This window comes from Ancylobacter mangrovi (assembly GCF_024752335.1).
Lineage (GTDB): Bacteria > Pseudomonadota > Alphaproteobacteria > Rhizobiales > Xanthobacteraceae > Ancylobacter > Ancylobacter mangrovi.
This window is the reverse complement of sequence record NZ_JANTHY010000002.1, coordinates 325,784-349,695: the sequence shown is the minus strand read 5'-3', so window position 1 is coordinate 349,695 and position 23,912 is coordinate 325,784. Positions and strand designations below refer to the sequence as shown.

At 70.0% G+C, this 23,912-nt stretch carries 27 protein-coding genes; 15 read left to right on the top strand and 12 right to left on the bottom strand.

The genetic code is table 11. From position 1 onward, the window contains the following. Nucleotides 1-5 precede the first annotated feature (5 nt). Nucleotides 6-560 carry a YciE/YciF ferroxidase family protein gene (locus tag NVS83_RS07445; RefSeq protein WP_258738761.1) on the bottom strand — a complete coding sequence of 185 codons (555 nt, stop codon included), beginning with the start codon at nt 558-560 and terminating at the stop codon, nt 6-8. A gap of 256 nt (nt 561-816) precedes the next feature. Between NVS83_RS07445 and NVS83_RS07440 the strand changes: the two genes are divergently transcribed. Then, complete coding sequence (locus NVS83_RS07440; protein ID WP_258738760.1) at nt 817-1,215, top strand: DUF2934 domain-containing protein; 399 nt, start codon at nt 817-819, stop codon at nt 1,213-1,215. Here the strand turns inward: NVS83_RS07440 and NVS83_RS07435 are convergent. After that, nucleotides 1,149-1,763: a carbonic anhydrase gene (locus NVS83_RS07435; protein ID WP_258738759.1), complete on the bottom strand. Its 615-nt coding sequence runs from the start codon at nt 1,761-1,763 to the stop codon at nt 1,149-1,151. The two genes, NVS83_RS07440 and NVS83_RS07435, sit on opposite strands and share 67 nt — an antisense overlap. A 140-nt stretch (nt 1,764-1,903) precedes the next feature. On the opposite strand from NVS83_RS07435, the gene NVS83_RS07430 reads away from it, so the two are divergent. Further along, complete coding sequence (locus NVS83_RS07430) at nt 1,904-2,815, top strand: MBL fold metallo-hydrolase (RefSeq protein WP_258738758.1); 912 nt, start codon at nt 1,904-1,906, stop codon at nt 2,813-2,815. Between the two features lie 38 nt (nt 2,816-2,853). Here NVS83_RS07430 and NVS83_RS07425 read toward each other — a convergent pair whose 3' ends face one another. Together NVS83_RS07425 and NVS83_RS07420 are read right to left on the bottom strand one after the other, a co-directional pair. Next, nucleotides 2,854-3,639 carry a DUF1499 domain-containing protein gene (locus NVS83_RS07425; protein WP_258738757.1) on the bottom strand — a complete coding sequence of 262 codons (786 nt, stop codon included), beginning with the start codon at nt 3,637-3,639 and terminating at the stop codon, nt 2,854-2,856. Then, complete coding sequence (locus NVS83_RS07420) at nt 3,636-4,376, bottom strand: HAD family hydrolase (protein WP_258738756.1); 741 nt, start codon at nt 4,374-4,376, stop codon at nt 3,636-3,638. The genes NVS83_RS07425 and NVS83_RS07420 overlap by 4 nt, the downstream gene beginning before the upstream one ends. Nucleotides 4,377-4,444: 68 nt before the next feature. Here NVS83_RS07420 and NVS83_RS07415 point away from each other — a divergent pair, with 68 nt between their 5' ends. Both NVS83_RS07415 and NVS83_RS07410 read left to right on the top strand, forming a co-directional pair. Beyond that, on the top strand, nt 4,445-6,004 hold the full coding sequence (locus NVS83_RS07415) for an extensin family protein (protein ID WP_258738755.1): 1,560 nt from the start codon (nt 4,445-4,447) through the stop codon (nt 6,002-6,004). Nucleotides 6,005-6,173: 169 nt separating this feature from the next. Continuing rightward, nucleotides 6,174-7,556: an aminotransferase gene (locus NVS83_RS07410; RefSeq protein WP_258738754.1), complete on the top strand. Its 1,383-nt coding sequence runs from the start codon at nt 6,174-6,176 to the stop codon at nt 7,554-7,556. A 184-nt stretch (nt 7,557-7,740) separates the two neighbouring features. Here NVS83_RS07410 and NVS83_RS07405 read toward each other — a convergent pair whose 3' ends face one another. Then, on the bottom strand, nt 7,741-8,343 hold the full coding sequence (locus NVS83_RS07405) for a L,D-transpeptidase (RefSeq protein ID WP_258731874.1): 603 nt from the start codon (nt 8,341-8,343) through the stop codon (nt 7,741-7,743). Nucleotides 8,344-8,634: 291 nt separating this feature from the next. Here NVS83_RS07405 and NVS83_RS07400 point away from each other — a divergent pair, with 291 nt between their 5' ends. Continuing rightward, nucleotides 8,635-8,862, top strand: a complete 228-nt coding sequence (locus NVS83_RS07400) for a hypothetical protein (protein WP_258731873.1) — start codon at nt 8,635-8,637, stop codon at nt 8,860-8,862. Nucleotides 8,863-9,139: 277 nt separating this feature from the next. Beyond that, nucleotides 9,140-10,117 (top strand): magnesium transporter CorA family protein, encoded by a 978-nt coding sequence (locus NVS83_RS07395; protein ID WP_258731872.1) that lies wholly within the window; start codon nt 9,140-9,142, stop codon nt 10,115-10,117. Here the strand turns inward: NVS83_RS07395 and NVS83_RS07390 are convergent. Further along, on the bottom strand, nt 10,095-10,622 hold the full coding sequence (locus tag NVS83_RS07390) for an Lrp/AsnC family transcriptional regulator (RefSeq protein WP_258738753.1): 528 nt from the start codon (nt 10,620-10,622) through the stop codon (nt 10,095-10,097). The genes NVS83_RS07395 and NVS83_RS07390 overlap by 23 nt on opposite strands. Before the next feature lie 73 nt (nt 10,623-10,695). Between NVS83_RS07390 and NVS83_RS07385 the strand changes: the two genes are divergently transcribed. Beyond that, entirely contained in the window at nt 10,696-11,103 is a 408-nt protein-coding gene (locus NVS83_RS07385; RefSeq protein ID WP_258738752.1) for a DUF2000 family protein, read from the top strand. Between the two features lie 21 nt (nt 11,104-11,124). Here the strand turns inward: NVS83_RS07385 and NVS83_RS07380 are convergent, their stop codons facing one another. Together NVS83_RS07380 and pdxH are read right to left on the bottom strand one after the other, a co-directional pair. After that, nucleotides 11,125-11,874, bottom strand: coding sequence for an SDR family NAD(P)-dependent oxidoreductase (locus NVS83_RS07380; protein WP_258738751.1), 750 nt, complete (start codon nt 11,872-11,874; stop codon nt 11,125-11,127). 31 nt (nt 11,875-11,905) lie between these two features. Then, complete coding sequence (pdxH, locus tag NVS83_RS07375) at nt 11,906-12,532, bottom strand: pyridoxamine 5'-phosphate oxidase (RefSeq protein WP_258738750.1); 627 nt, start codon at nt 12,530-12,532, stop codon at nt 11,906-11,908. Between the two features lie 190 nt (nt 12,533-12,722). On the opposite strand from pdxH, the gene NVS83_RS07370 reads away from it, so the two are divergent. From NVS83_RS07370 to NVS83_RS07335, 8 genes are all read left to right on the top strand, one after another. Next, the gene (locus NVS83_RS07370; protein WP_258738749.1) at nt 12,723-13,079 is read left to right on the top strand and encodes an RT0821/Lpp0805 family surface protein; all 357 of its coding nucleotides are present in this window, start codon (nt 12,723-12,725) and stop codon (nt 13,077-13,079) included. Nucleotides 13,080-13,175: 96 nt separating this feature from the next. After that, entirely contained in the window at nt 13,176-14,165 is a 990-nt protein-coding gene (locus NVS83_RS07365) for a DnaJ C-terminal domain-containing protein (RefSeq protein ID WP_258738748.1), read from the top strand. A gap of 113 nt (nt 14,166-14,278) precedes the next feature. Beyond that, a complete protein-coding gene (gene fabI / locus NVS83_RS07360; protein WP_258739117.1) occupies nt 14,279-15,094 on the top strand; it encodes an enoyl-ACP reductase FabI in 816 nt (271 codons plus the stop codon). Between the two features lie 107 nt (nt 15,095-15,201). Beyond that, on the top strand, nt 15,202-15,885 hold the full coding sequence (locus NVS83_RS07355) for a hypothetical protein (RefSeq protein WP_258738747.1): 684 nt from the start codon (nt 15,202-15,204) through the stop codon (nt 15,883-15,885). Beyond that, on the top strand, nt 15,882-16,472 hold the full coding sequence (locus tag NVS83_RS07350; protein WP_258738746.1) for a histidine phosphatase family protein: 591 nt from the start codon (nt 15,882-15,884) through the stop codon (nt 16,470-16,472). Before NVS83_RS07355 ends, NVS83_RS07350 begins: the two co-directional genes overlap by 4 nt. A 22-nt stretch (nt 16,473-16,494) precedes the next feature. Then, complete coding sequence (locus tag NVS83_RS07345) at nt 16,495-17,874, top strand: leucyl aminopeptidase family protein (RefSeq protein WP_258738745.1); 1,380 nt, start codon at nt 16,495-16,497, stop codon at nt 17,872-17,874. Between the two features lie 107 nt (nt 17,875-17,981). Further along, entirely contained in the window at nt 17,982-18,332 is a 351-nt protein-coding gene (locus NVS83_RS07340) for a MarR family transcriptional regulator (protein WP_258731862.1), read from the top strand. A gap of 14 nt (nt 18,333-18,346) precedes the next feature. Next, complete coding sequence (locus NVS83_RS07335) at nt 18,347-19,219, top strand: C40 family peptidase (protein WP_258738744.1); 873 nt, start codon at nt 18,347-18,349, stop codon at nt 19,217-19,219. An 18-nt stretch (nt 19,220-19,237) separates the two neighbouring features. Here NVS83_RS07335 and NVS83_RS07330 read toward each other — a convergent pair whose 3' ends face one another. From NVS83_RS07330 to NVS83_RS07315, 4 genes are read right to left on the bottom strand one after another with little or no spacing between them, the layout of a single operon-like run. Then, on the bottom strand, nt 19,238-19,885 hold the full coding sequence (locus tag NVS83_RS07330; RefSeq protein WP_258738743.1) for an NUDIX domain-containing protein: 648 nt from the start codon (nt 19,883-19,885) through the stop codon (nt 19,238-19,240). Between the two features lie 13 nt (nt 19,886-19,898). Next, nucleotides 19,899-21,593 carry an ABC transporter ATP-binding protein gene (locus NVS83_RS07325; protein ID WP_258738742.1) on the bottom strand — a complete coding sequence of 565 codons (1,695 nt, stop codon included), beginning with the start codon at nt 21,591-21,593 and terminating at the stop codon, nt 19,899-19,901. After that, complete coding sequence (locus NVS83_RS07320) at nt 21,590-22,705, bottom strand: ABC transporter permease (RefSeq protein ID WP_258732353.1); 1,116 nt, start codon at nt 22,703-22,705, stop codon at nt 21,590-21,592. The genes NVS83_RS07325 and NVS83_RS07320 overlap by 4 nt, the downstream gene beginning before the upstream one ends. A gap of 45 nt (nt 22,706-22,750) precedes the next feature. Next, nucleotides 22,751-23,860, bottom strand: coding sequence for a microcin C ABC transporter permease YejB (locus NVS83_RS07315; protein WP_258731858.1), 1,110 nt, complete (start codon nt 23,858-23,860; stop codon nt 22,751-22,753). Between the last annotated feature and the right edge of the window lie 52 nt (nt 23,861-23,912).

Genomic DNA, 23,912 nt, shown 5'->3' with positions numbered 1-23,912 from the left:
GCCGCTCAGCTCGCCAGCGGCATGGAGGACGCGACGCTCCGCGAGGCCGACGAGCGCCGCCCGGCCTGCGCATTCAGCCGGCGCTCGGCGAGCAGGTACATGCTGTCGGCGCCATGCTGGTGGCGGGCGCGGCATTTCTGCAGCAGCCGGGCGGTTTCGGGCCGGTCGAGCTCGCGGGTCCAGCCGATGACCGTGACATAGCGGGCGCTGGCGTAGTTCTCGACTGCCTGCATCGCCGCGGCGATGGCGGTGTCGAGCACGTGATAGCCGTCGATCTCGTCGTTCAGCTCTTCCGCGCTGATGAAGATGCCGTCAATGGCCGGACACTCGATGCTGCCGGGAAGGGCACCGAGGAGCGTGAAGGCCTCCTCGAGGTGCCGGGCGTTCTCGGTCGCCGCCTGCAGGCAGTCGTCGAGCTCGCGCCTGAGCATCGGGTCGCGAACCTTGCTGCGCAGGGCCGGAATGGCCCGCCTGATGCGCCGTTCGCTGTACAGCAGCTCGCCGAGTCCCTGCCGCAGGAGGTCGTCGAGCGACTTGATGTCCTTCGTGAGCAACCCCATGGCGCTCTCCTCCTCGAAATGTCTTGATTGGACGAAATACTCCGCCAGTCGATTCAACTCTTCCCAAGGCGCCTTGTTCCGGTGTGCAATACCGAAATCGACGGCGCAGGAACCCTTCGCCTACCCGCTTCTCCTTACCTTGGGACAAGCGCATTGGTCACATGGCTGAAGCGGTATCGCGGTCGATTCGACGCGTATGATCGCGAGGTGAGTGATTCGATGGGCCGCATCGGCGGCCATTCCCGGAGATGAGGCAATGGACGAGCTGCAGGACCGTATCCGCGAACGTGCCTATCTTCTGTGGATCGAGGAAGGTTGCCCGCACGGGCGGGCCGATCATCACTGGTACAGGGCGAGCGAGATCGTGGCGGCGGAAATCGCGCCGGTGCCGGCGCCTGCCGTCGCGGCGCCGAAGAAGCCGCGCAAGCCCGCCGCTCCGGCGCCCGACAGCGTAGCGCCGAAGACCGTCACGCCGAAGGCGACCGCCGTGGGGGCGCCGGCGCCGAAGGCAGCCAAGACTGTCGCGAGCAAACCCGCAGCGAGCAAGCCCGCCGCCGGCAAGCCCGCGCCCGCGCCGGCCGAGCCTGCTCAGGCCGCGCCGAAGGTGCCGTCGGCCCGCAGTCGCTCCAAGACGCCCGTCGCCACAGCGAAATAGGCCCCGTGCAGCACGAGCTGCCCCTCCTCGACCCTCTTCCGGATCCAGGGAAAGGTCTCGAGGTTGTGCAGCGAGAGCTTGACGCACTGGTACTCGACGATCCGGCGCCGCTCGGCGGCGTCCTCGCTCAGGTTGAGCGCGACGTCGCGCGCCGGCGCGGCGATCTTGATCCAGTCGGGCAGGAAGTCGCGCGCCGCCTCGGGCGCGCCGTCGATCAGCGCCCCGGCGCCACCGCACAGCGCATGGCCGAGGACCACGATCTGCCGGACCTCCAGCACCCGCACGGCGAACTCGATCGCCGCGCTGGTGCCGTGATGGGCGTGGTCGGGGGCGGAATAGGGCGGCACCAGATTGGCGACGTTGCGCACCACGAACAGTTCGCCCGGCCCGGCGTCGAAGATCATGCTCGGGTCGACACGGCTGTCCGAGCAGGCGATGACGAGGGTCTGCGGGCGCTGGCCGAGGGCCGCCAGCTTCTCGAACAGCGCCTTGCGCCCCGGCCACGCCGAGTTGCGGAACCGGCGGTAGCCATCAACGAGATTGTCCATCGCTCACCCTCATCGCACGCGACACATCGCTGCATAGCCGGGCATGGCGCGGGGCGCAATCGCCCGGAGGTCGCAGTCTCGACCCGCCCGTTGCGCTGCGCTAGTTGAAGGGCGGCGAAACGGGTGCGAGAGGTGCGGCCATGGCAGACGACATTCCGTTCGACCGGCGCTTCGACGCCGTCCCCGGCGTGGCCGAGACCGTGGCCCCGGGCGTGCGCCGCGTGCTGGCGCCCAATCCCGGCCCCTTCACCTTCACCGGCACCTGCAGCTACATCGTCGGCGAAGGCGAGGTGGCGATCGTCGATCCCGGCCCCGACGAGCCCGCGCATGTCGCGGCGCTGCTGGAGGCGGTGCGCGGCGAGCGGGTCACCCACATCTTCCTGACCCATACCCATCGCGACCATTCCGGCGCGCTCGACGCGCTGCGGCAGGCGACCGGGGCGCCGACCTATGCCGAGGGCCCGCACAGGCCGGCACGCGCGCTGCACGGCGGGGAGACCAACGCGCTCGACGCGGCCGGCGACCGGCATTTCTTCCCCGATGTCGCGCTGGCGGACGGCGCCCGCATCGAGGGCGCGGGCTGGGCGCTCGCCGCGCTCGCCACGCCCGGCCACACCGCCAACCACATGGCCTTCGTGCTGGAAGGAGAGGACGTGATCTTCGTCGGCGACCATGTCATGGCCTGGTCGACCTCGATCGTCGCCCCGCCGGACGGCTCGATGAGCGACTACATGGATTCGCTGCGCCGCCTCGGCGAGCGGCCGGAGCGTTTCTACCTGCCCGGCCATGGCGGGCCGGTGCGCGAGGGCCCGGCCTTCGTCGCGCGCTATCTGCGCCACCGCGTGGCGCGCGAGCAGGCCATAATGCGCGCGCTCGCCCGCGGGCCGATGGCGATCCCGGAGATCGTGCGGGCGATCTATATCGGCCTCGACCCGCGCCTCGTCGGCGCGGCCGGCCTGTCGACGCTCGCCCATCTGGAGGACCTCGTGGGGCGCGGCGAGGTGCTGACCGAGGGGCCGGCGGCGCTGGAAGGAACCTATTCGCTGGCCTGACGGCCGCGCTTTCCGGCCTGACCGCGCGCTCTCCGGGCTCAGCGGCGCGGGCGGCCCTGCGCTTCGGAGAGCTCGGAGAACAGCGTGTCGATGCGCCGTGCGTTGGAGCCGAAGTCGCGGTCGCTGTTGCGCGAGAGCGAGCGCATGTCGACCCGGGTGCCGTTCGCCGTCGGGCGGATGCGGATCACGATGTCGTCGCGCAGGCCGAAGGGCATGCTGCGCGCCACCGCCTCGATGCGCCCGTCGCGTATGCCCCCGCGCGGCGGCACAGCGTCGATGACGAGCCATTTGTGGTGCGCGACGAGCCGCATCAGCGCGGTGTAGATGTCGTCCGGCAGGCCGTCGAACTCGATCGGCTTGATGCCCGGATAGGCGATGCGCTGCTCGTCGGCGGCGCTGTCGCCGGCATAGGCGAGCGGGTTGGTGTTGCGCCCGCGCGCCATGGCGAGGGTGACGAATTGCGGCGGGTCCTCGGTGTCGGTGGTGATGTCGTGCATCACCGGCAGGCCGACGCTGAAGGCCGCCAGCGCCGCCACCGGGGTGATCAGCACCAGCGCCAGCGCGGCGGCGCCGAGCACGCGGCCGAGCCCGCGCAGCCCCTCGTTCCAGATCACCACGAAGCCGGCCAGCGCCATCAGCAGCGCCAGCGCCGCGACGGCGACGCCCGCCATCACCGTGTAGGCCGCGCTGCGGAAATCCAGCGCCTCGACGAGGTAGAGCGCGAGGCCGATCAGCGTGACGGGCAGCGCGAAGACGGCGGTCCGCAGGCTCCACACGGCGAGCCGCGAGACCCGCTCCTCGACATAGAGCCGGCGGCGGATCACGGCGCGATCTCCGCGGAAAGAATATCCGCCGGCCCGCCGGCGAGAAGGAGGTCGGCCAGCGCGCCGACATCGTCGACCACCAGATCGGCCTCGTCGGCGAAGTCGTCGACCGGGCTCGGGCCGCAGCGCACGAGGATCGCGAGCGCGCCCGCCGCACGGGCGGTGTCGAGGTCGTGCTTGGTGTCGCCGACCAGCGCGATGGCGCCCGGCGGCAGCCCGGTGACGTGGCTGAAGGCCGCGATCATCCCCGGCGCGGGCTTGGAGCCGTGGCCCGAATCATAGCCGTAGACCGCGCTCACCAGCCCGGCGATGCCGAGCAGGTCGGCCTGGATATGGGCGTTGGCCTCCGCGTCGTTGGTGGCGATGCCGAGCACGAGGCCGGAGCGATGCAGGCGGGTGAGGTCCTGACGCGGCGCGCCGATCGGCGTCAGGAAGCGGCGGCCCTCCAGCGCGAACAGGCGGTCGATCTCGAGGAAGAAGGCGAGATCGGCCGGCCGGCCCAGCGTCTCGGCCCAGAGCGGGCCGAACTGGCGCGACGAGCCGGCGATGAGCGGGGAGGACTGCAGGAAGCGGCGCTCGGCGGGCAGATAGTGGCTGACGGCGTGAAGGCGTGCCAGTGTGGCCGCGTCGCCGGCGGCGAACCGCTCCATGACGGCGCCGGCGGCCGGACCCCAGGTGCGGTCGAAGTCGACCAGCGTACCGTCCTTGTCGAACAGAATGGCGCGAACGGCGTTCACTTGAAGTGCATTCACGGCTTGGCACGACCCGATTGGCAAGACCGACCGAACAGGAAAGGCCTGATAGCATGGATTTCCGCGCGCTCCCACGGCGACGGTCCGAAGGTCGCCTGCCTGTTCGTCCGGCTGCCTGCCGCGGTACCTTTCTCAGCCCGCTGCTGCTGGGGGTGCTGATCGCCGTGCCGCTGGCCGGCTTCGCCCGCCCCGCCGCCGCCGAGCCGCTGGCCGAGATCGGCTCCTCCTTCGACGATGCCGGCCGGGCGCTGAACAACCAGCTCGGCGAATGGTTCGGCGACAAGCCGCACAAGACGACGCGGCCCGCCCGCCGGCAGGCGATGCCCGCCCGCGCGCCGCTGCCCCCGCCGCGCCCGGCGCAGGTGGGCGAGGCGGCGTCGGACGAAGAGGGCGCGAAGCCGGGCGAGACGGCGGCCACGCCGGCCAAGACGGCGCCGCCTCCCGCCTCCGAATCCGCGACGGCGGGGACGACGCCGAAGGACGCGGCGCCAGCCGGCGCCAATGCGGTGGATGAGGCCAAGGTGCAAGCCCCCCCGGCGGGGCCGGCGCAGGCGAAGCAGGCGCAGAACAAGCCCACACAGGAACCCTCGGCGCAGGGCGCTCCCGCTCCGGCCCCGCCCGCGACCACCGCCGCGACGTCTCCTCCCCCGAAGGCGACGCCCGTAAAGCCTGCGAAGCCCGCCCGGGTCGCCACGGCGCCCTTGCCGCCGCCCTCGCCCGAACGGCGGGTGGCGGCCGCACCCGCGCCGTCGCCGGCCGAACCGGCGCCTACCGCAGCGAACCCGCAGCACAATGCGAGCGCAGCGCTGGACGAAGAGCCGGCCGAGGCGCCGATGCCGCTCGCCACGCCGGAGGCGACGGCGAAGCCGTCCGCCACGCCCTCGGCGCGCTCATCAGTGAAGCTCGCGGCTTCGGCTCCCCTGCCGCCGGCCCGTCCGGCCGAGGTGCCGCCCGCGGCCGACGGCGCGCGCGTCGCCGCGCTGACGCCGGACAGCGCGCCGCAAGCCGAGGGCGCCGCCCCGAAGACGCCGGCGATCCCGACCGTCTGCCCCGAACTCTCGAACGGCGATCTCGGCGAGTTCACCCCCGTCACCGTCACCGCGACCAACCCGCTGTGCACGGTCGACCGGGCGGTCTCGCTCTCTGCGGTACGGATGAAGGACGGGCGGCTCGTGAAGCTCGAGCCGGCCGCAACCCTGCGCTGCGAGATGGCGGCCTCGGTCGCGCACTGGCTGCGCGAGCAGGTCGACCCGGCGGTCGCCACGCTCGGCGCGCCGCTCGACACGGTGCTGGTCGCCGCCTCGCAGCAGTGCCGCCCGCGCAACCGCGTCGCCGGCGCCAAGATCAGCGAGCACGGGCGCGGCAACGCCATGGACACGCGCGGCTACCGGCTCTCAGACGGCCGCGTCTTCGTCATCGGCCCCGGCAAGGGCAAGGAGGAGACGATGCCGCAGGCGTTCCAGGAGATCCTCAAGGCCAGCGCCTGCACCGACTTCACCACCATCCTCGGCCCCGGCTCGGACGGCTATCACGAGCATCACCTGCATGTGGACCGGGCGGAGCGGCGCTCGGGCATGGTGATCTGCCATTGGGCGATCGGCAGCAGCAAATAGCGCGCCTGCCGTTACGGAATGAGAAGGCGTCGCCACCGGGCGGGAAACGGCGGCGGGTGGGCGACGATGCCGCGGGCGGGCGGGCGATCCGACCAAGGATGCGCTTTCGGTCCGACCCGCGCCGCACTAGGGTGAGCCAACCCATGCTTACCCCCGGAGTTGCCCCGCCATGCTCACCAATCTTCAGGCTCGCGACGTCGAGACGTTGATCCACCCCTACACCAATCTCGCCTCGTTCCGCGAGACCGGCCCGCTCGTGCTCGAGCGTGGCCAGGGCGTGTGGGTTTATGACGTCGACGGCAAGCCGTATCTCGAAGGCATGGCGGGCCTGTGGTGCACCTCGCTCGGCTACGGCAATGAGGAGCTGGTCGAGGCGGCGGCGACGCAGATGCGCAAGCTGCCCTACACCCACATCTTCGGCGGCAAGAGCCACGATCCGGCGATCGAGCTGGCCGAGAAGCTGAAGGAGATGGCGCCGGTGCCGATCTCCAAGGTGTTCTTCACCTGCTCGGGCTCGGAAGCCAACGACACCCAGATGAAGCTCGTCTGGTACATGAACAACGGGCTCGGGCGGCCGAAGAAGAAGAAGATCATCTCGCGCATGCGCGCCTATCACGGCGTGACCATCGCCTCCGCCTCGCTGACCGGCCTCGCCAACAACCACAATGATTTCGACCTGCCGATCGCGGGCGTGAAGCACACCACCTGCCCGCACCACTACCGCCTCGCCGAGCCGGGCGAGAGCGAGGAGGATTTCGCCACCCGCCTCGCCGCCGACCTCGAGGCGCTGATCCTCGCCGAGGGGCCGGAGACGGTCGCCGCCTTCATCGCCGAGCCGGTGCTGGGCGCGGGCGGGGTGATCGTGCCGCCGAAGACCTACTACCCGAAGATCCAGCACGTGCTGTCGAAATACGACGTGTTCTTCATCGCCGACGAGGTCATCACCGGCTTCGGGCGTCTCGGCACCGCCTTCGGCTCCGACGCGATGGAGATGAAGCCGGATTCAATCTCGGTCGCCAAGGCGCTGTCCTCGGCCTACCAGCCGATCGGCGCGGTGATGATCCCCGAGGTGATGTACGAGGCGATGCTGTCCGAGAGCACCAAGATCGGCAGCTTCGGCCACGGCTTCACCTATTCGGGCCATCCGGTGCCGGCGGCGGTCGCGCTGAAGACGCTGGAGATCTACGAGCGCGACAACGTGTTCGAGCGGGTGCGGGCGAAGATCCCGCAGTTCAACGCCCGCCGCGCGGCGCTGGAGGACCATCCGCTGGTCGGCGAGGCGCGCGGCGCCGGCATGGTGGCCGGCATCGAGCTGGTGGCGGACAAGAAGACCAAGCACCAGTTCGACCCGAAGCTCGGCGTCGCCGCCAAATGCGTCGGCTTCGCCCAGCAGGAGGGCCTGATCGTGCGCAGCGTGTTCGGCGATGCGGTGACGATCTGCCCGCCGCTGGTCATCTCGCCGGCGGAGATCGACGAGCTGTTCGACCGCCTCACCCGCGCGCTCGACCGGACGCTCGACTGGGCCGTGCGCGAGAACCTGCTGGCGGCCTGAGGGCGGGCGCGGCGCGCTCTGCGCCGCGATCCCCTTCGCCATGGACGACATCGTGCCCGGGCGCCTGCCCGGGCATTTTTGTTGCCGGCGCGGTGCCGGTCAGGGAAGGCGCGCAACAAAAAAGGCGCTGCCGCGGCAGCGCCTTGATGTCGTCCGGGCCCGGTTCCGGGCCGGCGCCGGTCGTTCAGAGAACGACGACGTTCGCGCCCTGCGGCACGCGGGAATAGAGATCGATCACGTCCTCGTTCAGCATGCGGATGCAGCCGGAGGAGATCGCCTGCCCGATATATTCGGGCTGGTTGGTTCCGTGGATGCGGAACAGCGTGTCCTTGTTGCCCTGGTAGAGGTAGAGCGCGCGCGCACCCATCGGGTTCTGCGGGCCGGGGCCGACGAAGTTCGGCACGCCGGCGAGGCGCTCCTTGATCTCGGCGGTCGGCGTCCAGGTCGGCCATTCGGCCTTGCGCCCGACCTTGGCCTCGCCGTGGAAGGCGAGGCCCTCCTCGCCGACGGTTACGCCGTAGCGGATCGCCTTGCCGTCGTTCTCGACCAGGTAGAGGAACTTCTTGTTGGTATCGACGACGATCGTGCCCGGCTTCTCGGAGCCCGTATAGTCGACGATGGAGCGCTGGAACATGTCCGGCGGCAGCACCTTCTTGTAAGGCGCGTTGGCCAGCCATTTCTTGTCGCGCGGCGTCAGCGACGCCTCGGGCGCCGGCTGGCGCTCCACGGCGCTGCACGCCCCAAGGAGAAGCGCCAGAAGAACCGCTCCCGCCACCCGCACGTTCATTTCCCGCTGCTCCGAATCGTTTCGCGCATGCTCGGCGCATGCTGTCGCTACAGTCGATTAACCGAACTCCTTTCCGCCTTGAAGAGGCCACATCGGTGCCATGGCGTCGTTGCTCAAGAATGTTGCGAAAAAGCATCACTTCCGTTGGAAGAGGTCAAAATTGCCCTGGATCGACCTCTCCCTACGTCAAACTCCACCTTTCGACGGTGATTTCGCATAATTTTGACGCAGTCCGAGCCTCACTTCCGCGGCGCCTGCCCGTCCGGTGGGCTCCTTACGATGGAGAAGGTCATGTCTGACGAGGAAAGTCCGGTCCCCGAGGGCCGGCCGAGCGAACGTTGGGAACGTTCGCAGCAACGAGCACATTGGCGTGAGATCGGCATTTCGGCGGTCGCCGCGGCGGCCCGCTACAGTTCCGACAAGCAGACGGTATCCGATGCCCCCGCCAAGGGTGCGGCGCGGACCGAAGACGCGGACAAAGTGGTGACGCTTCGCGACATCGAGTATTTCGCGGCCTGAGCTCGGCTCGGCCCGTCCCTCGACACCATCCACATCCCCTGGCCACCTCGCCTGGCCATATCCTCTGGCGAGACGGGCCGGCGCTCCCGGCGGCGTTCGCACGCCCATACCGCTCCCGAACGCGCCCCGTTCCGGAACGCGGGCCGGCCTTGCGGCTTGAGGGTGGGCGGCGCTTCGCCGCGCCGGTGCTCCCAGCGGGGCGCGGGCGGGCTAGGATGAGTGGGATTCGGCCGGTCGACGCGCGACCGGCCGGCGGGATGGACGAGCGGGAGACGGCATGATCAACGCCTATTGCGTGCGGGCCGGCGCGCTGGTGCGCGTTCCGGTGGAGCCGGACGGCGCCGTGCCGCCGGAAGCGATCTGGATCGACCTGTTCCGCCCGACGGGCGACGAGGACCGGCGGGTCGAGGCCCTGCTCGGCGTGTCCATCCCGACCCGGGAGGAGATGGCCGAGATCGAGCCGTCGAGCCGGCTGCGGGTCGAGAACGGCGCGCGCTACATGACCGGCGCCATCGTCTGTAACAGCGAGAGCGAGCACCCGACCCTGTCGGTCGTGACCTTCATCCTCGCCGGCGGGCGGCTCGCCACGGTGCGCTACGACGAATCCAAGCCGTTCTCGCTCATCGTCTCCCGGCTCGACCGCGGCTGCCCCTCCGGGCTCGGCGGCAACGCGCTGCTGCTGCTCATGCTCGACACCGTGATCGACCGCGCCGCCGACATCATCGAGCGGCTGGCGGACGAACTCGACCAGCTTTCGCGCAGCGTGTTCGGCGACAACGGCACCAAGGGGGCCGGCAGCGACCGCTTCCGCGGGCTGATGGGCATGATCGGCCGGCGCGCGGACCTCGGCTCGAAGGTGCGCGAGAGCCTGGTCTCGATCGGCCGCCTCGTGATCTTCCTCGCCAATGAGAGCGAGGTGGAGCGCTTCAGCAAGGACCAGCGCGCCATGCTCAAGAGCATGCAGCGCGACGTGACCTCGCTGAACGACCATGTCAGCTTCCTCGGCAACAAGGTCACCTTCCTGCTCGACGCCACGCTCGGCATGGTGGGCATCGAGCAGAACAACATCATCAAGATCTTCGCGGTGCTCTCGGTGGTGCTGATGCCGCCGACGCTGATCGCCTCGGTCTACGGCATGAACTTCCGCTACATGCCCGAGCTTGCCGACCGCTGGGGCTACCCGATCGCGCTGCTCGCCATGCTGGCGGCGGCGATCGTGCCCTACCTCTTCTTCAAGTGGCGGCGCTGGCTATAGCGTCGGCGGCGAGCTCGGGGCTCGGGCCGCGCTCGAGATAGGTGGTGAGCGCGACATAGCTGCGCGTGCCGGTGAAGCCCTCTATGGCGTGGATCCGCTCCAGCAGCGCCTCCAGCGTGCGGGTGTTGGCGGTGCGTACCTTGAGCAGCATGGCGCTCTCGCCGGTGATGGTGTGGATCTCCTCCACCTCCGGGAATTCGGTCAGCTTCAGCAATTGCCGCGTCACCGCCCAGCTCGTCGTGTCGACATGGACGAAGGCGAGCAGCGGGCGCCCCACCTTCTCGCCGTCGAGCCGCGCCGCCACTGCGGTGATGACGCCGGCCGCCTTCAGCCGCTTCACCCGCTCGTGCACCGCGGGCGGCGACAGGTGCAGCAGCTCGCCGAGCTCGGCATAGCTGCGCTCGGCATTGGCCGCGAGCGCGGCTAACAGCTTTCGGTCGGTGGCGTCGAGGCGCGGCGCGGCCGGGGGCTTGGACCGAATGCGGTTCGTATTGTCGGCGGACATGGTGACTTGCCCTTGTGACGAATGATGTTCGGCATAATCTCACGCTAGCTTAACATCATTCGGAACGCTGGCGATGTTCGACACCAAGGTGGCCATTCTGGTCGAGGAGGATCTCGCGGTCTGGCAGAAGCTGAACGTGACCGCCTTCCTCGCCACCGGCATCGCCGGCGCGACGCCCGAGGCGATGGGCGAGCCCTATGAGGATGCGGCGGGGCGCTTTCATGCGCGCCTGCTCGGCCAGCCGATGCTGATCTTCGCCGCCACCGGCGAACAGCTTCGCCGCGCCTATGCGCAGGCGATACAGCGCGAGCTGACCCGCGCCGCCTATGTCCGCGCCATGTTCGAGACCGGCCACGACGCGGCGAACCGCGCGGTGTTCCGCCAGGAGGACGCCGACGCGCCCGACCTCGTCGGCCTCGCCCTGCGCGGGCCGCGCAAGGACGTCGACAAGGCGGTCAAGGGCGCCCGCCTGCACCCGTGAGGGCGCGGGCCCGGAGCGCCCTCAGACGTGCTGGCCGCCGTTGATGTGGATTTCCGCGCCGTTCAGATAGGACGAGGTGTCGGTGCACAGCACATAGATGATCTTGGCGACCTCGTCCGGCGTGCCGAGCCGGTGCATCGGGATCTGCTCGACGATCTTCTCCGTGCCCGGCGACAGGATCGAGGTGTCGATCTCGCCCGGCGCTATGGCGTTGACGCGCACGCCGAGCGGCCCGAAATCGGCCGCCATCTCGCGCGTGAGGCCGGCGAGCGCCGCCTTGGAGGTGCCGTAGGCCGCGCCCGCGAAGGGATGCACCCGCGAGCCGGCGATGGAGGTGACGTTCACCACCGCGCCATGCGTGCGCTTGAGCTGCTCCAGCAGGCCGCGCGCCAGCAGCACGGGGGCGAAGAAGTTCACCTGGAACACGCGGTGCCAGTCTTCCTCGGGCGTGTCGATCGTGTCGAGGCGCGCCCCGCCCGCGCCCTTGGGCGAGATGCCGGCATTGTTGACCAGCGCGTGCAGCTCGCCATTGGCGAGCCGGCTCTTGATCTCCTCGATCGCCCGCATCGTGTCGGCGGAGTCGGACAGGTCGACCTGGATATGGTCCTCCGGCCCCATCTCCCACGGGCAGTTCTCGGGGAAGGGATGGCGCGAGCAGGTGATGACGCGCCAGCCCGCCGCCGAGAAGCGTTTCACGGTGGCGTGCCCGATGCCGCGCGAGGCGCCGGTGAGCAGGAGCGTACGGCGAGGCTGGTTGGAACCCTGGTTCATGGGTGTGTCTTAGCTCAGCGGCGGGTGCCTGTCAGGGATAAAGCCGGGACTTGCTCCACTCCCCCGCATCGGGGGAGGGTCGGCGGAACATGATGCGGTCGTGCAGGCGGAACGGGCGGTCGTGCCAGAATTCCATCTGCACCGGCTTGATGCGGAAGCCCGTCCAGTGCGGCGGGCGCGGCACGCCGCCGAGCGCGTATTGCGCGGTGTACTTGGCCACAGCGCCCTCGAGCGCGAAGCGCCCTTCCAGCGGCTGCGACTGCTGGCTCGCCCAGGCGCCGATCTGCGACAGGCGCGGGCGGGTGGCGAAATAGGCGTCCGCCTCCGCATCGCTGACCTGCTCCACCGGCCCGCGCACCCGGATCTGCCGGCGCAGCGATTTCCAGTGGAACACGACGGACGCCTTGGGCACCGCCGCCAGCTCGCGGCCCTTCGCGCTCCCCGTATTGGTGAAGAACACGAAGCCGCGCGCGTCGCGCGCGTTCAGCAGCACCATGCGCACGTCCGGCAGCCCGTCGGCGTCGACGGTGGCGAGCGCCATGGCGTTGGGATCGTTCGGTTCGCTGGCCTTCGCTTCCTCGAACCAGTCTTCGAACAGCTGAAAAGGCTCTGAGGCGTCGGTGAAATCACCGGATGTTAACGGTTCGGGCGCTTCCATAACGGCATCTTCAAGGGTGGGGGCGGGCGCCCCCTTGGAAATCAAGGCCATGTCGACGTTCCATGGGCGGCGGATGACAGCGACACGGGCGACACATCGCTCCTCATATAAGCGTGCCGCTGGCGAACGCCCAGCACTATCGCTCCTGTTCCTGGCCGGTATCTCAGGGCTTGCTCTGGGCGGCTGCTCCATGCCGCCGGCGCTCGATCCGCTGGCGACCGGCTCGGTGACGCCGATCCCCATGGCCTATTCCGAGCCGATCCCGGACGGGGTGGCGCCCGACGACTGGCTCTCCGCGCGCCAGGCGCTCGCCGAGGCGCTGAGCGAGGATGAGGTTGCGCCCAGCGTGCCGTGGGAGAATTATGCCAGCGCCACCCGTGGCACGGTGACGCCGATCGGCACCCGGCTCGCCACCGCGGGCGACTGCCGCGCCTTCCTGATGAGCTTCGTGCGCGACACCAGCGAGAACTGGCTCGAGGGCGAGGCGTGCCGGACCGCGAAGGGCTCATGGAAGGTCGACCAGGCCCGGATGCTCGAGAAAGGCTGAATGCCGTTCGACAGAGGCCGGTTCGACCGTTGCATCGCAGCAACACCGTGCCTACATGACGTCCGAAGCCCGGAACCGCCGGACGGATAATCACCCATGCGCGATCCTTATGAGATTCTCGGCGTCGCCCGTACCGCCGACCAGAGCGAGATCAAGCGAGCCTTCCGCAAGCTCGCCAAGAAGCTGCACCCGGACGCCAACAAGGACGATCCGAAGGCGCAGGACAAGTTTGCCGAGCTGAACAGCGCCCACGAGATCCTCTCCGACCCGGAGAAGCGCGGCCAGTACGACCGCGGCGAGATCGACGCCGAGGGCAAGCCGCGCGGCTTCGAGGGCTTCCCCGGCGGCGGCCAGGGCTTCGGCGGCGGCGGCTTCCGGCGCGGCGGCTTCGGCCGTGGGCCGGGCGGCGAGACCATCTTCGAGAGCTTCTCCTACGGCCCGGAGGGCGCGCGCCGCTCCGGCCACGGGCCCCACGACGCCGGCGGCTTCGACGACGTGCTGTCGGATATTCTCGGCGGTCTCGGCGGGGGCATGCGCGGGCGTCGCGGGCGGGCCGGCGGTGGCGGCGGGGAGATGCCGCGCGGCGGCGACGTCGAGATCACCGTCCCGGTGCCGCTCGACAAGGTCATCGAGGGCGGGCCGGTCAAGGTCCACCTGCCGAACGGGCGCACGGTCGAGGTGAAGATTCCCGCCGGGGTGGCGGAAGGCCACCGCATGCGGATGAAGGGCCAGGGCGAGCCGAGCCCCTTCGGCGGCGCGCCGGGCGACGCCTATGTCGTCGTCGCCTATGCCCCGCACCGCCATTTCCGCATCGACGGCGCGGACCTGCGCACCGACGTCCCGCTCCCCCTCGCGCTCGCCGTCACCGGCGGCAAGGTGCGCGTGCCGACCCTGTCGGGCGAGGTCGAGCTGTCGGTGCCGCACTGGACCAATTCGGGCCGCACCTTCCGCCTGCGCGGCAAGGGCCTGCCCAAGGCCGACGGCACCACGGGCGATCTTTTCGCGAGCATGCGGATCGTGCTGCCCGAGGATCATGACCCCGAGCTGGAGGCGCTGATGAAGCGCCGCCAGGAGAGCGCCGGCTGATCCGGGAACGCCGGCCGCGCAAGCGGGTCGCTTGAGCGGGTGTTGCCGCTGTGCGATAGGAACCTTCCGCCACCGCGAGGTGAGCAGAGAGTACGGAGCACAGCGTGACAGGCATGGCATCGGGCGGGTTGATGAACGGCAAGCGCGGCCTGGTGATGGGGGTGGCGAACAACCGCTCCATTGCCTGGGGCATCGCGAAGGCGGCCCAGGCGCAGGGAGCGAAGCTCGCCTTCACCTATCAGGGAGAGCCGCTGCGCAAGCGGGTCGAGCCGCTCGCCGCCGAACTCGACGCCGTCGTGGTCGGCCATTGCGACGTGACCGATCCCGTCACCATCGACGCGGTCTTCGCCGAGACCGAGCGCCAGCTCGGCGGGCTCGACTTCCTGGTCCACGCCATCGCCTTCTCCGACAAGAGCGAGCTCGACGGGCGCTATGTCGACACCACGGCGGAGAATTTCAGCAAGACCATGCTGATCTCCTGCTACAGCCTGACCGCCGTCGCCCAGCGCGCCGAGAAGCTGATGGTGAACGGCGGCTCGATGCTGACCCTCACCTATTACGGCGCCGAGAAGTGGATGCCCCATTACAACGTGATGGGCGTGGCCAAGGCGGCGCTGGAGGCGAGCGTGCGCTACCTCGCCGCCGATCTCGGCCCCAAGAACATCCGCGTCAACGCCATCTCCGCCGGCCCGATCAAGACGCTCGCCGCCTCGGGCATCGGCGATTTCCGCTACATCCTGAAGTGGAACGAGCTGAACGCGCCGCTGCGCCGCACCGTCACCATCGACGAGGTCGGCGATACCGGCATGTACCTGCTTTCGGATCTCGGCCGGGCGGTCACCGGCGAGGTTCACCACGTCGACGCCGGCTACCATATCGTCGGCATGAAGAACCCCGAAGCGCCCGACCTCACCCTCGAGCGCGACTAGAGCAGTTCCGGCGGGATGCGCGGCAAGCGTGCCGCGGGTCCGTATATGAACAGGACATGCTCCAGTCCGGCGACGGAACGCGCAGGCTGGCGAGCAGGAGACGGACGATGATCAAGGCTTCCGCGATCAAGGTTTCCGCGATCGAGGCTTCCCCAATCGAGCCTTCCCCGGGCAGGCACGGCATCTGGCGGCGCGCCGCGCGCATCGCGGTGGCGGCGGCGCTCCTCATCGGCGCCGGCGCGGCCGTGCAGCCGGCCGCCGCGCGGTCCTCGGTCACCGTCTACCCGCCGCCGGGCTCCGGCCTGCCGGACTGGGCGACGCCGGGTTCGCCGACGCAGGACAGCGGCCTGCCGCCGACGCTGCAGCAATATCCGCTGCTCAACCGCCTGCTCGGCCCGGGCGGGGCGGTCTTCCCCGGCTACACCTCGCCGGTCGGCGACGGCAACAGCTACCAGCGCCTCGCATCGCTGACCGGCGGCGGCGCCAATGGCGTGCTCTTCGCCGCCGGCATGGCCGATTCGCTGTGCCAGCCGGCCGACGCGCCGAGGCTGACCGTGCTCAGCGCCTCGCCGGGGCTGAAGCTTTCCACCGATTACGGCCGCTTCGTCGCCACCGGCAACGACGCCGGCTCGACCTACTGCCTCGGCCGAACCGTCCGCGGCACGCGGCTGGTGCTTTCCGGCCGCCCCCCGCGCGCCGGCGGCAACGTCACGGTCCGCGTCTCCTGGCCGCTCGTCGGCCGCAATGGCGGGCGCAGCTACACGCATGTGGTGAGCATTCCCGCCAGATGAAGCCACGCATCTACCTCGTTCGCCACGGCGAGACCGACTGGAACCTCGCCGGCCGCCTTCAGGGCAACCAGGACATTCCGCTCAACGATCTCGGCCGCGAGCAGGCGGCCGGCACCGCGCGCGTGATCGAGCGCCTGAGCCGCGATGCCGGGGCGCCGCTCGACTATGTGTCGAGCCCGCTCAGCCGCACCTCCCAGACCATGGCGATCCTGCGCGCCAAGCTCGGCCTGGCACCGGACGGCTTCCGCCGCGACGCGCGGCTGAAGGAGATTTCCTTCGGCCGCTGGGAGGGCGCCACCTGGACCGAACTGCGCCGGCGCGACCCGGTGAGCCTCGCCGCCCGCAAGGCCGACCCGTGGAACTTCGTGCCGCCGAGCGGCGAGAGCTACGCGATGCTGGCCGAGCGGGTGATGGCGGCGATCGGCGAGATCGAGCGCGACAGCGTCGTCGTCACCCATGGCGGCGTGGTGCGGGCGATGCTTCACGTGCTGGCGGGCATGCCGCCGGAGGAAGCGGTGTGGCTGCCGGTGCGCCAGGGCGCGGTCTATCTGGTCGAGAACGGGGCGTTCGAGCTTGCCATCGCCTGACGGCCGAAGGGGGAAGAGCACGATGGGCGCGACACTGATCCGGGCCGAAGAGGCCTCCACTCCGCGCCCGATCTGGTGCGTCACCACGCAGAACTGGCATGAGGTCGCCGCCGGCATCGCCGCGCCGGCCTGCGCCTTCGCCGAGGCGAGCGGCTTCAAGGCCGAGCCCGGCGCGCTGCTGGTGCTGCCGGCGGCCGACGGCTCCATCGCCGGCGTGCTGTTCGGCGTCGAGGAGACGCCGCGCGACCCGCTCTCCTTCGGCAGGCTGGCGACCGGGCTTCCCGCCGGCGACTACGTGCTCGCCCGCGCGCCCGCTGACCCGCGCCTCGCCGCGCTCGGCTGGCTAACCGGCGCCTACCGCTTCGCCCGCTACCGCGCGCGCAATGCCAATGCAGTCCGGCTCGTCGTGCCCGAGGGGGTGGACGGTGAGGACGTGACGCGCATCGCCGAGGCGGTCGCGCTCACCCGCGACCTCGTCAACACGCCGGCCAACGATCTCGGTCCGGCCGAACTCGAGTCCACCGTGCGGGCCCTCGCCGCCCGCTTCGGCGCGCAGGTGGGCGTGATCGCGGGCGACGACCTTCTCGCCGCCAATTTCCCGCTCATCCACGCGGTCGGCAAGGCGAGCCCGCGCAGGCCCCGCCTCATCGACCTGACCTGGGGCGCGCCAGACGCGCCGAAGGTGACGCTGGTCGGCAAGGGCGTGTGCTTCGACACCGGCGGGCTCGACATCAAGCCGCCGAGCGGCATGCTGCTGATGAAGAAGGACATGGGCGGGGCGGCGAACGCCATCGGCCTCGCGCAGATGGTGATGGCGCGCCAGCTGCCTGTGCGGCTGCGGCTGCTGATCCCGGCGGTGGAGAACGCGATCGACGGATCGGCCTTCCGTCCGGGCGACATCTTCCCCTCGCGCAAGGGGCTCTCGGTCGAGATCGGCAATACCGACGCCGAGGGGCGGCTGGTGCTGGCCGATGCGCTCAGCCTCGCCGACGAGGAGGCGCCCGAACTGCTGATCGACTTCGCCACCCTCACCGGCGCGGCGCGGGTCGCGCTCGGCCCGCAGCTCCCCCCCGCCTATACCGACGACGACCGGCTCGCCGCCGATCTCGCCCGCCATGGCGCGGCCGAGGCCGACCCGTCCTGGCGCATGCCGCTCTGGCAACCCTACATGGCGATGCTGGACAGCCCGATCGCCGACCTCAACAACGCCCCGGCCGGCGGCTTAGCCGGCTCGATCACCGCCGCCCTGTTCCTGCAGCGCTTCGTCGAGCGGGCGGGGGCGTGGCTCCACCTTGACATCTTCGCCTGGAATCCGAGCGCCCGCCCCGGCCGGCCCGATGGCGGGGAGGCGCAGACCATCCGCGCGCTCGACGCGCTGCTGGCCGAGCGCTACGCGGGTTAACGCGGCGGCCCGGGCCGGCCGGCCGCGTTAAGGATTTCTTCGCCCCATCGGCGCCATAGTCCGGCGAACAATTCGCTGCCGTAACGATTTGGGCCGGAGCCGGGAAAATGGCCGTCGAGATGCGCCCATCGCAGGCGTTGCGTCTCCTGCACGAGTTCTCGCTGGCGCAGGTGCACGACGACGCGCCGGACCTGTCGACCCGCCAGCTCGCCATCCTGCTCTGCGTCTATCTCGAATCCCCGCCCCACACCGTGCGCGGGCTCGCCGCGCGGCTCGGCGTGACCAAGCCGGTGATCACCCGCGCGCTCGACACGATGGGCGAGCTCGGCTTCGTCTCGCGCCGGCGCGACGAGGCGGACAAGCGCAACGTCATCATTCAGCGTACGGTGGAGGGCGCGCTCTATCTGGAGCGGCTCGGCGACCTCGTCGTCGCCACCGCCCGTAACCTGCCGCGCTGACACGAAGGCCGCCCATGTCCGCGATCGATGAAGCGACCCTGACCCTCGATCCCCGGCTGACGCCGGCCCGCCCCGACCTTGCCGCCGCGCATCTCGAGGGCGTGGTCGAGGCCGCCCGCTTCGTCGCCGGCACCGGCCGCCGGGTGGCGGCCGCGCGCGCGGGGGTGACGCGCGAGCCGCAGCCCGGCGCGCCGCTCGTCACCGAGGCGCTGTTCGGCGAGGGCGTGACCGTCTACGAGACGAATGAGGAAGGCTGGGCCTGGGGCCAGCTCGACGCCGACGGCTATGTCGGCTGGATCGCGGCCGAGGCGCTGGGCCTGCCGGGGCCCGCGGCGACGCACCGGGTGCGGGCCTTGCGCACGCCGGTCTTTCCCGGCCCCAGCATCAAGCTGCCGCCGAGCGAACTGCTCTCCTTCGGCAGCCGCCTCGCCATTGCCGGCACGCGCGAGCGCTTCGCGGTGACGCGCGAGGGCGGCTTCATCTTCACCGGCCATCTGGCGCCGCTCGATACGGTCGAGGCGGATTATGTCGAGGTCGCCTCGCGCTTCCTCGGCGCCGCCTATCTGTGGGGCGGGCGCTCGAGCCTCGGGCTGGACTGTTCCGGGCTGGTGCAGGTCGCGCTCAATGCCTGCGGCCTCGCCTGCCCGCGCGACAGCGACATGCAGGAGGCGGCGCTCGGCACCGCGGTCGCGTTCGACGGAGATGTCGGGACGCTCCGACGCGGCGACCTTCTATTCTGGCCCGGTCATGTCGGCATCGTCGAGGATGCGGCGACGCTGCTGCACGCCACCGCTCATTTCATGTCAGTGGTGCGCGAGCCGCTCGGCTCGGCGCTGGCCCGGATCGAGGCCACCGGCACGCCGCTTCGAAGCGTGAGCCGGCTCTAGGACGGCCCCCGAGGGCGCTCAGACGGCCTCGCGCGCGAAGGCGTCGACCTTGGCGCGGTTGAGCACGAACCAGCTCAGCGCGATCAGCACGAAGCCGTTGCTGAAGGTGCCCGGGAACGGCGCGGCGAGATTGGCCGTCACGTCCGCCACCGGCACCAGGAAGGGGCGCGTGTGCTCGGCTTCGCCCGGCGCGCCGGATTCGGTCGGGACGCCACGCGAATCGACCAGCGCCAGATAGATCGTGGCGATCTCGTCCGACACGCCGGGGCTCGGCATGAAGGTGAGTACCGGCAGCAGCGCGCGCGGCGCGACGCCGATCTCCTCGTGGCATTCGCGCCGGGCCGCCTCGGCCGGGTCCTCGCCGTCCTCCACCAGCCCGGCGGCCAGCTCGACGATCTCGCCCCGCCCGTTGGCGAGATGGGCGCCGAGGCGGAACTGGCGGATCATCACCACGCAGCCGGCATCGGGGTCGTAGGCGATCACGGCGACCACCCGGCCGACCCGGATGATGTCGCGGTTCTGGGTCAGCGGCGCGCCGCCGTGACCCGGGAGCGTGGCGGTGAAATGGTGATAGGCGCGGAAGCCGTCGCCGATCGGCTCCGGCGCCGATACCTCCACCTCCACCGCGCGGTCCTCGACCGTCTCGACCCGCGCGTGCTCGCTCATGTCGCCTCCGTGCTCAGCCGTTTTCCGCCGGCCCGGCGGCCGGCGCGTCCTCGTCCGCCGTCTCCAGATTGAAGGCGGCGGCGAAGAGCGCCCGGGTATAGTCGGTCTTCGGACGGGCGAACAGCTCCTGCGCCGGGCCTTCCTCCACCACAACGCCCTGCTTCATCACCATCAGCCGCGAGGCGAGGGCGGCGACCACGCGCAGGTCGTGGCTGATGAACAGGTAGGTGAGGCCGCGGCTCTTCTGCAGGTCGCGCAGCAGATCGACGATCTGCGCCTGCACCAGCATGTCGAGCGCGCTGGTCGGCTCGTCGAGCACGACGAAGGAGGGCTCCAGCACGATGGCGCGGGCGATGGCGACGCGCTGGCGCTGGCCGCCGGAGAATTCGTGCGGGTAGCGGTGGCGCGTCTCCGGCTCCAGCCCGACATCGCGCAGCGCCGCCACCACCCGCGCGTCGCGCTCTTCCGCGCTGAGTTCGGGATGATGCACCTTGAGCCCCTCGCCGACGATGTCGGCGACCGACATGCGCGGGCTCAGCGAGCCGAACGGGTCCTGGAACACGACCTGCATCTCGCGCCGCTTCGGCCGCATCTGCCGGAATCCGAGCGCGTCGATGGCGTTGCCCATGAAGACGATGGGTCCCTGCGAGGAGATGAGCCGCAGCAGGGCGAGGCCGAGCGTGGTCTTGCCGGATCCGGATTCGCCGACCACGCCGAGCGTCTCGCCCTTGCGGATCGCGACCGAGACGCCGTCGACCGCCTTGATGTGGCCGACGGTCTTGCGCATCACCCCGGCCTTGATCGGGAACCAGACCTTGAGCTTGTCCGCCTCCAGCACCATCGGCGCCTGCGGGTCGGGCGGGGCCGGGTTGCCCTTTGGCTGGGCCTCCATCAGCGCGCGCGTATAGGGATGGGAGGGCGCGGCGAAGATCTCGGCGGCGGGGCCGGCCTCGACGATCTTGCCGTGGTTCATCACGCAGACCCGGTCGGCGATGCGGCGCACGATGCCGAGGTCATGGGTGATGAACAGCATCGCCATGCCGAGCCGGCGCTGCAGCTCCTTCAGCAAGGTGAGGATCTGCGCCTGCACGGTGACGTCGAGCGCGGTGGTCGGCTCGTCGGCGATCAGCAATTGCGGCTCGTTGGCGAGCGCCATGGCGATCATCACCCGCTGGCGCTGGCCGCCGGAGAGCTGGTGCGGATAGGAGCCGAGCCGGGTTTCGGGCTCGGGAATGCCGACCTCGGTCAGCAGCTCGACGACGCGCGCGCGGGCGGCCGGCCCGCGCATGCCGCGATGCAGGAACAGGATCTCGGCGATCTGCTGCTCGACCGTGTGCAGCGGATTGAGCGAGGTCATCGGCTCCTGGAACACCATGGTGATGTTGTTGCCGCGCACCCGACGGATCTGCCGCTCGCTCATGGCGAGAAGATCCTCGGACCCCTCGCCGCCGCCGGTGAAAAGCACCTGGCCGGAAGGGTGGCTGGCGGCGGGGTATTGCAGCAGCTTGAGGACGGAGAGTGCGGTGACCGACTTGCCCGAGCCGGATTCGCCCACCAGCGCCAGCGTCTCCCCGCGCGCGATGTCGAAGGACACCCTGTCGACCGCGAGCGTCTCCCGCTCGCCCTGGGCGAAGGCCACCGAAAGCTCGCGCACCGACAGGAGCGGGGGCCGGCCGTCCGGCGCGTGTTCCGACATGGCCTCGCTCATTGGAAGGTCTTCCGCGGGTCGAAGGCGTCGCGCACCGCTTCGCCGATGAAGATGAGCAGGCTCAGCATGATGGCGACGGTGAAGAAGCCGGTGAGGCCGAGCCAGGGCGCCTGCACGTTGGCCTTGCCCTGCGCCAGCAATTCGCCGAGCGAGGGCGAGCCGGGCGGCAGGCCGAAGCCGAGGAAGTCGAGCGCCGTCAGCGTCATCACCGAGGAGGAGACGATGAAGGGCATCATGGTCAGCGTCGCCACCATCGCGTTGGGCAGCATGTGCCGCCACATGATGACGCCGTTTGAGACGCCGAGCGCGCGAGCCGCCTGCACATATTCGAAGTTGCGCGCCCGCAGGAACTCGGCGCGCACCAGCCCGACCAGCGACACCCAGGAGAACAGCAGCAGGATGCCGAGCAGCACCCAGAAGCCGGGCGCGAGGATCGAGGAGATGATGAGCAGCAGATAGAGCGCGGGGATCGAGGTCCAGATCTCGATGAAGCGCTGGAACAGGAGGTCGGTCCAGCCGCCGAAATAGCCCTGCACCGCGCCAGCGGCGACGCCGATCACCGAGGAGATGACGGTCAGGATGAGGCCGAACAGCACCGAGAGCCGGAAGCCGTAGATGAGGCGGGCCAGCACGTCGCGGCCCTGGTCGTCCGTGCCGAGCCAGTTCCATTCGAGCGCGTCGCATCCGCCCTTGAGGCCGAGCCGCTCCACCACCGGCGCGCATTGCTCGTTGGTGAGCATCCATGTCGGCGGCGAGGGCGCGGGCGTGGGCAGGTCGAGATTGTGCGTGTCGTAGCTGTAGCGGATCGGCGGCCAGATCATCCAGCCGCCGCTGGAGGCGATGAGGTTCTGCAGATAGGGGTCGCGATAGTCCGCCTCGGTCTCGAAGTCGCCGCCGAACGCCGTCTCGGGATAGGCCTTGAAGGCGGGGAAGTAGTAGCCGCCGTCATATTCGACCAGGAACGGCTTGTCGTTGGCGATGAACTCCGCGCCGAGGCTTGCCACGAACAGGACCATGAAGATCCAGAAGCTCCACCAGCCGCGCCGGTTGCGGCGGAAATTGGCGAGCCGGCGCCGGTTGATCGGCGACAGCCGCGCGCGCGCCGCCGGCATCTCCGGCAGGGCCTCGGCGGCCTGGGTGTTGGACGCGTCCATGGCTCACACGTCCCGCGTCTCGAAGTCGATGCGCGGATCGACCCAGGTGTAGGTGAGGTCGGAGATGAGGTTCACCAGCAGCCCGACCAGCGAGAAGATGTAGAGATTGGCGAACACCACCGGATAGTCGCGGTTGAGCACGCTCTCGAAGCCGAGCAGGCCGAGCCCGTCGAGCGAGAAGATGGTCTCGATCAGGAGCGAGCCGGAGAAGAAGGCGGCGACGAAGGCGCCGGGAAAGCCGGCGATGATGATCAGCATCGCGTTGCGGAACACGTGCCGGTAGAGCACCGCCCGCTCCGACAGGCCCTTCATCCGCGCGGTGACGACGTATTGCTTGCGGATCTCGTCGAGGAACGAGTTCTTGGTGAGCAGCGCCATGGTGGCGAAGGCGCCGAGCACCATGGAGGTGATCGGCAGCACCAGGTGCCAGAAATAGTCGAGGATGCGCGCGCCCCAGCTCAGCTGCTCCCAGTTGTCGGAGGTGAGCCCGCGCAACGGGAACCACGAGAAGAACGAGCCGCCGGCGAACAGGATGATCAGCAGGATCGCGAACAGGAAGCTCGGTATCGCATAGCCGACGATGATGACCGCCGAGGTCCACACGTCGAAGCGCGAGCCGTCGCGCACCGCCTTGGCGATGCCGAGCGGGATCGAGATCGTGTAGGTGATGAGCGTCATCCACAGGCCGAGCGAGATCGAGACCGGCATCTTCTCCTTGATGAGCTCGATCACCGAGATGTCGCGGAAATAGGAGCGGCCGAAGTCGAAGCGGGCATAGTCCCACATCATCTTCAGGAAGCGCTCGGGGGCGGGCTTGTCGAAGCCGAACTGCTTCTCGAGCTGGTGGATGAAGGCGGGGTCGAGACCCTGCGCGCCGCGATATTTCGAGTTGACCGGGTCGCCGGCCGCGGCGCCGGACTGCATGCCGCCGAAATCGCCGCCGCTCGAGCCGGCGATGCGGTCGGTGGCATTGCCGCCCTCGCCGGTGATCTGGGCGATCACCCGTTCGACCGGCCCGCCGGGCGCGAACTGAACGACCGCGAAGGACACCAGCATGATGCCGACGATGGTCGGCACCATCAGCGCGAGGCGACGGACAATATAGGCGAGCATGCGATCGGGCTTCCTCCGCCGGCGGTTCTCGGCAAGCGGCGCACAGGGTGGC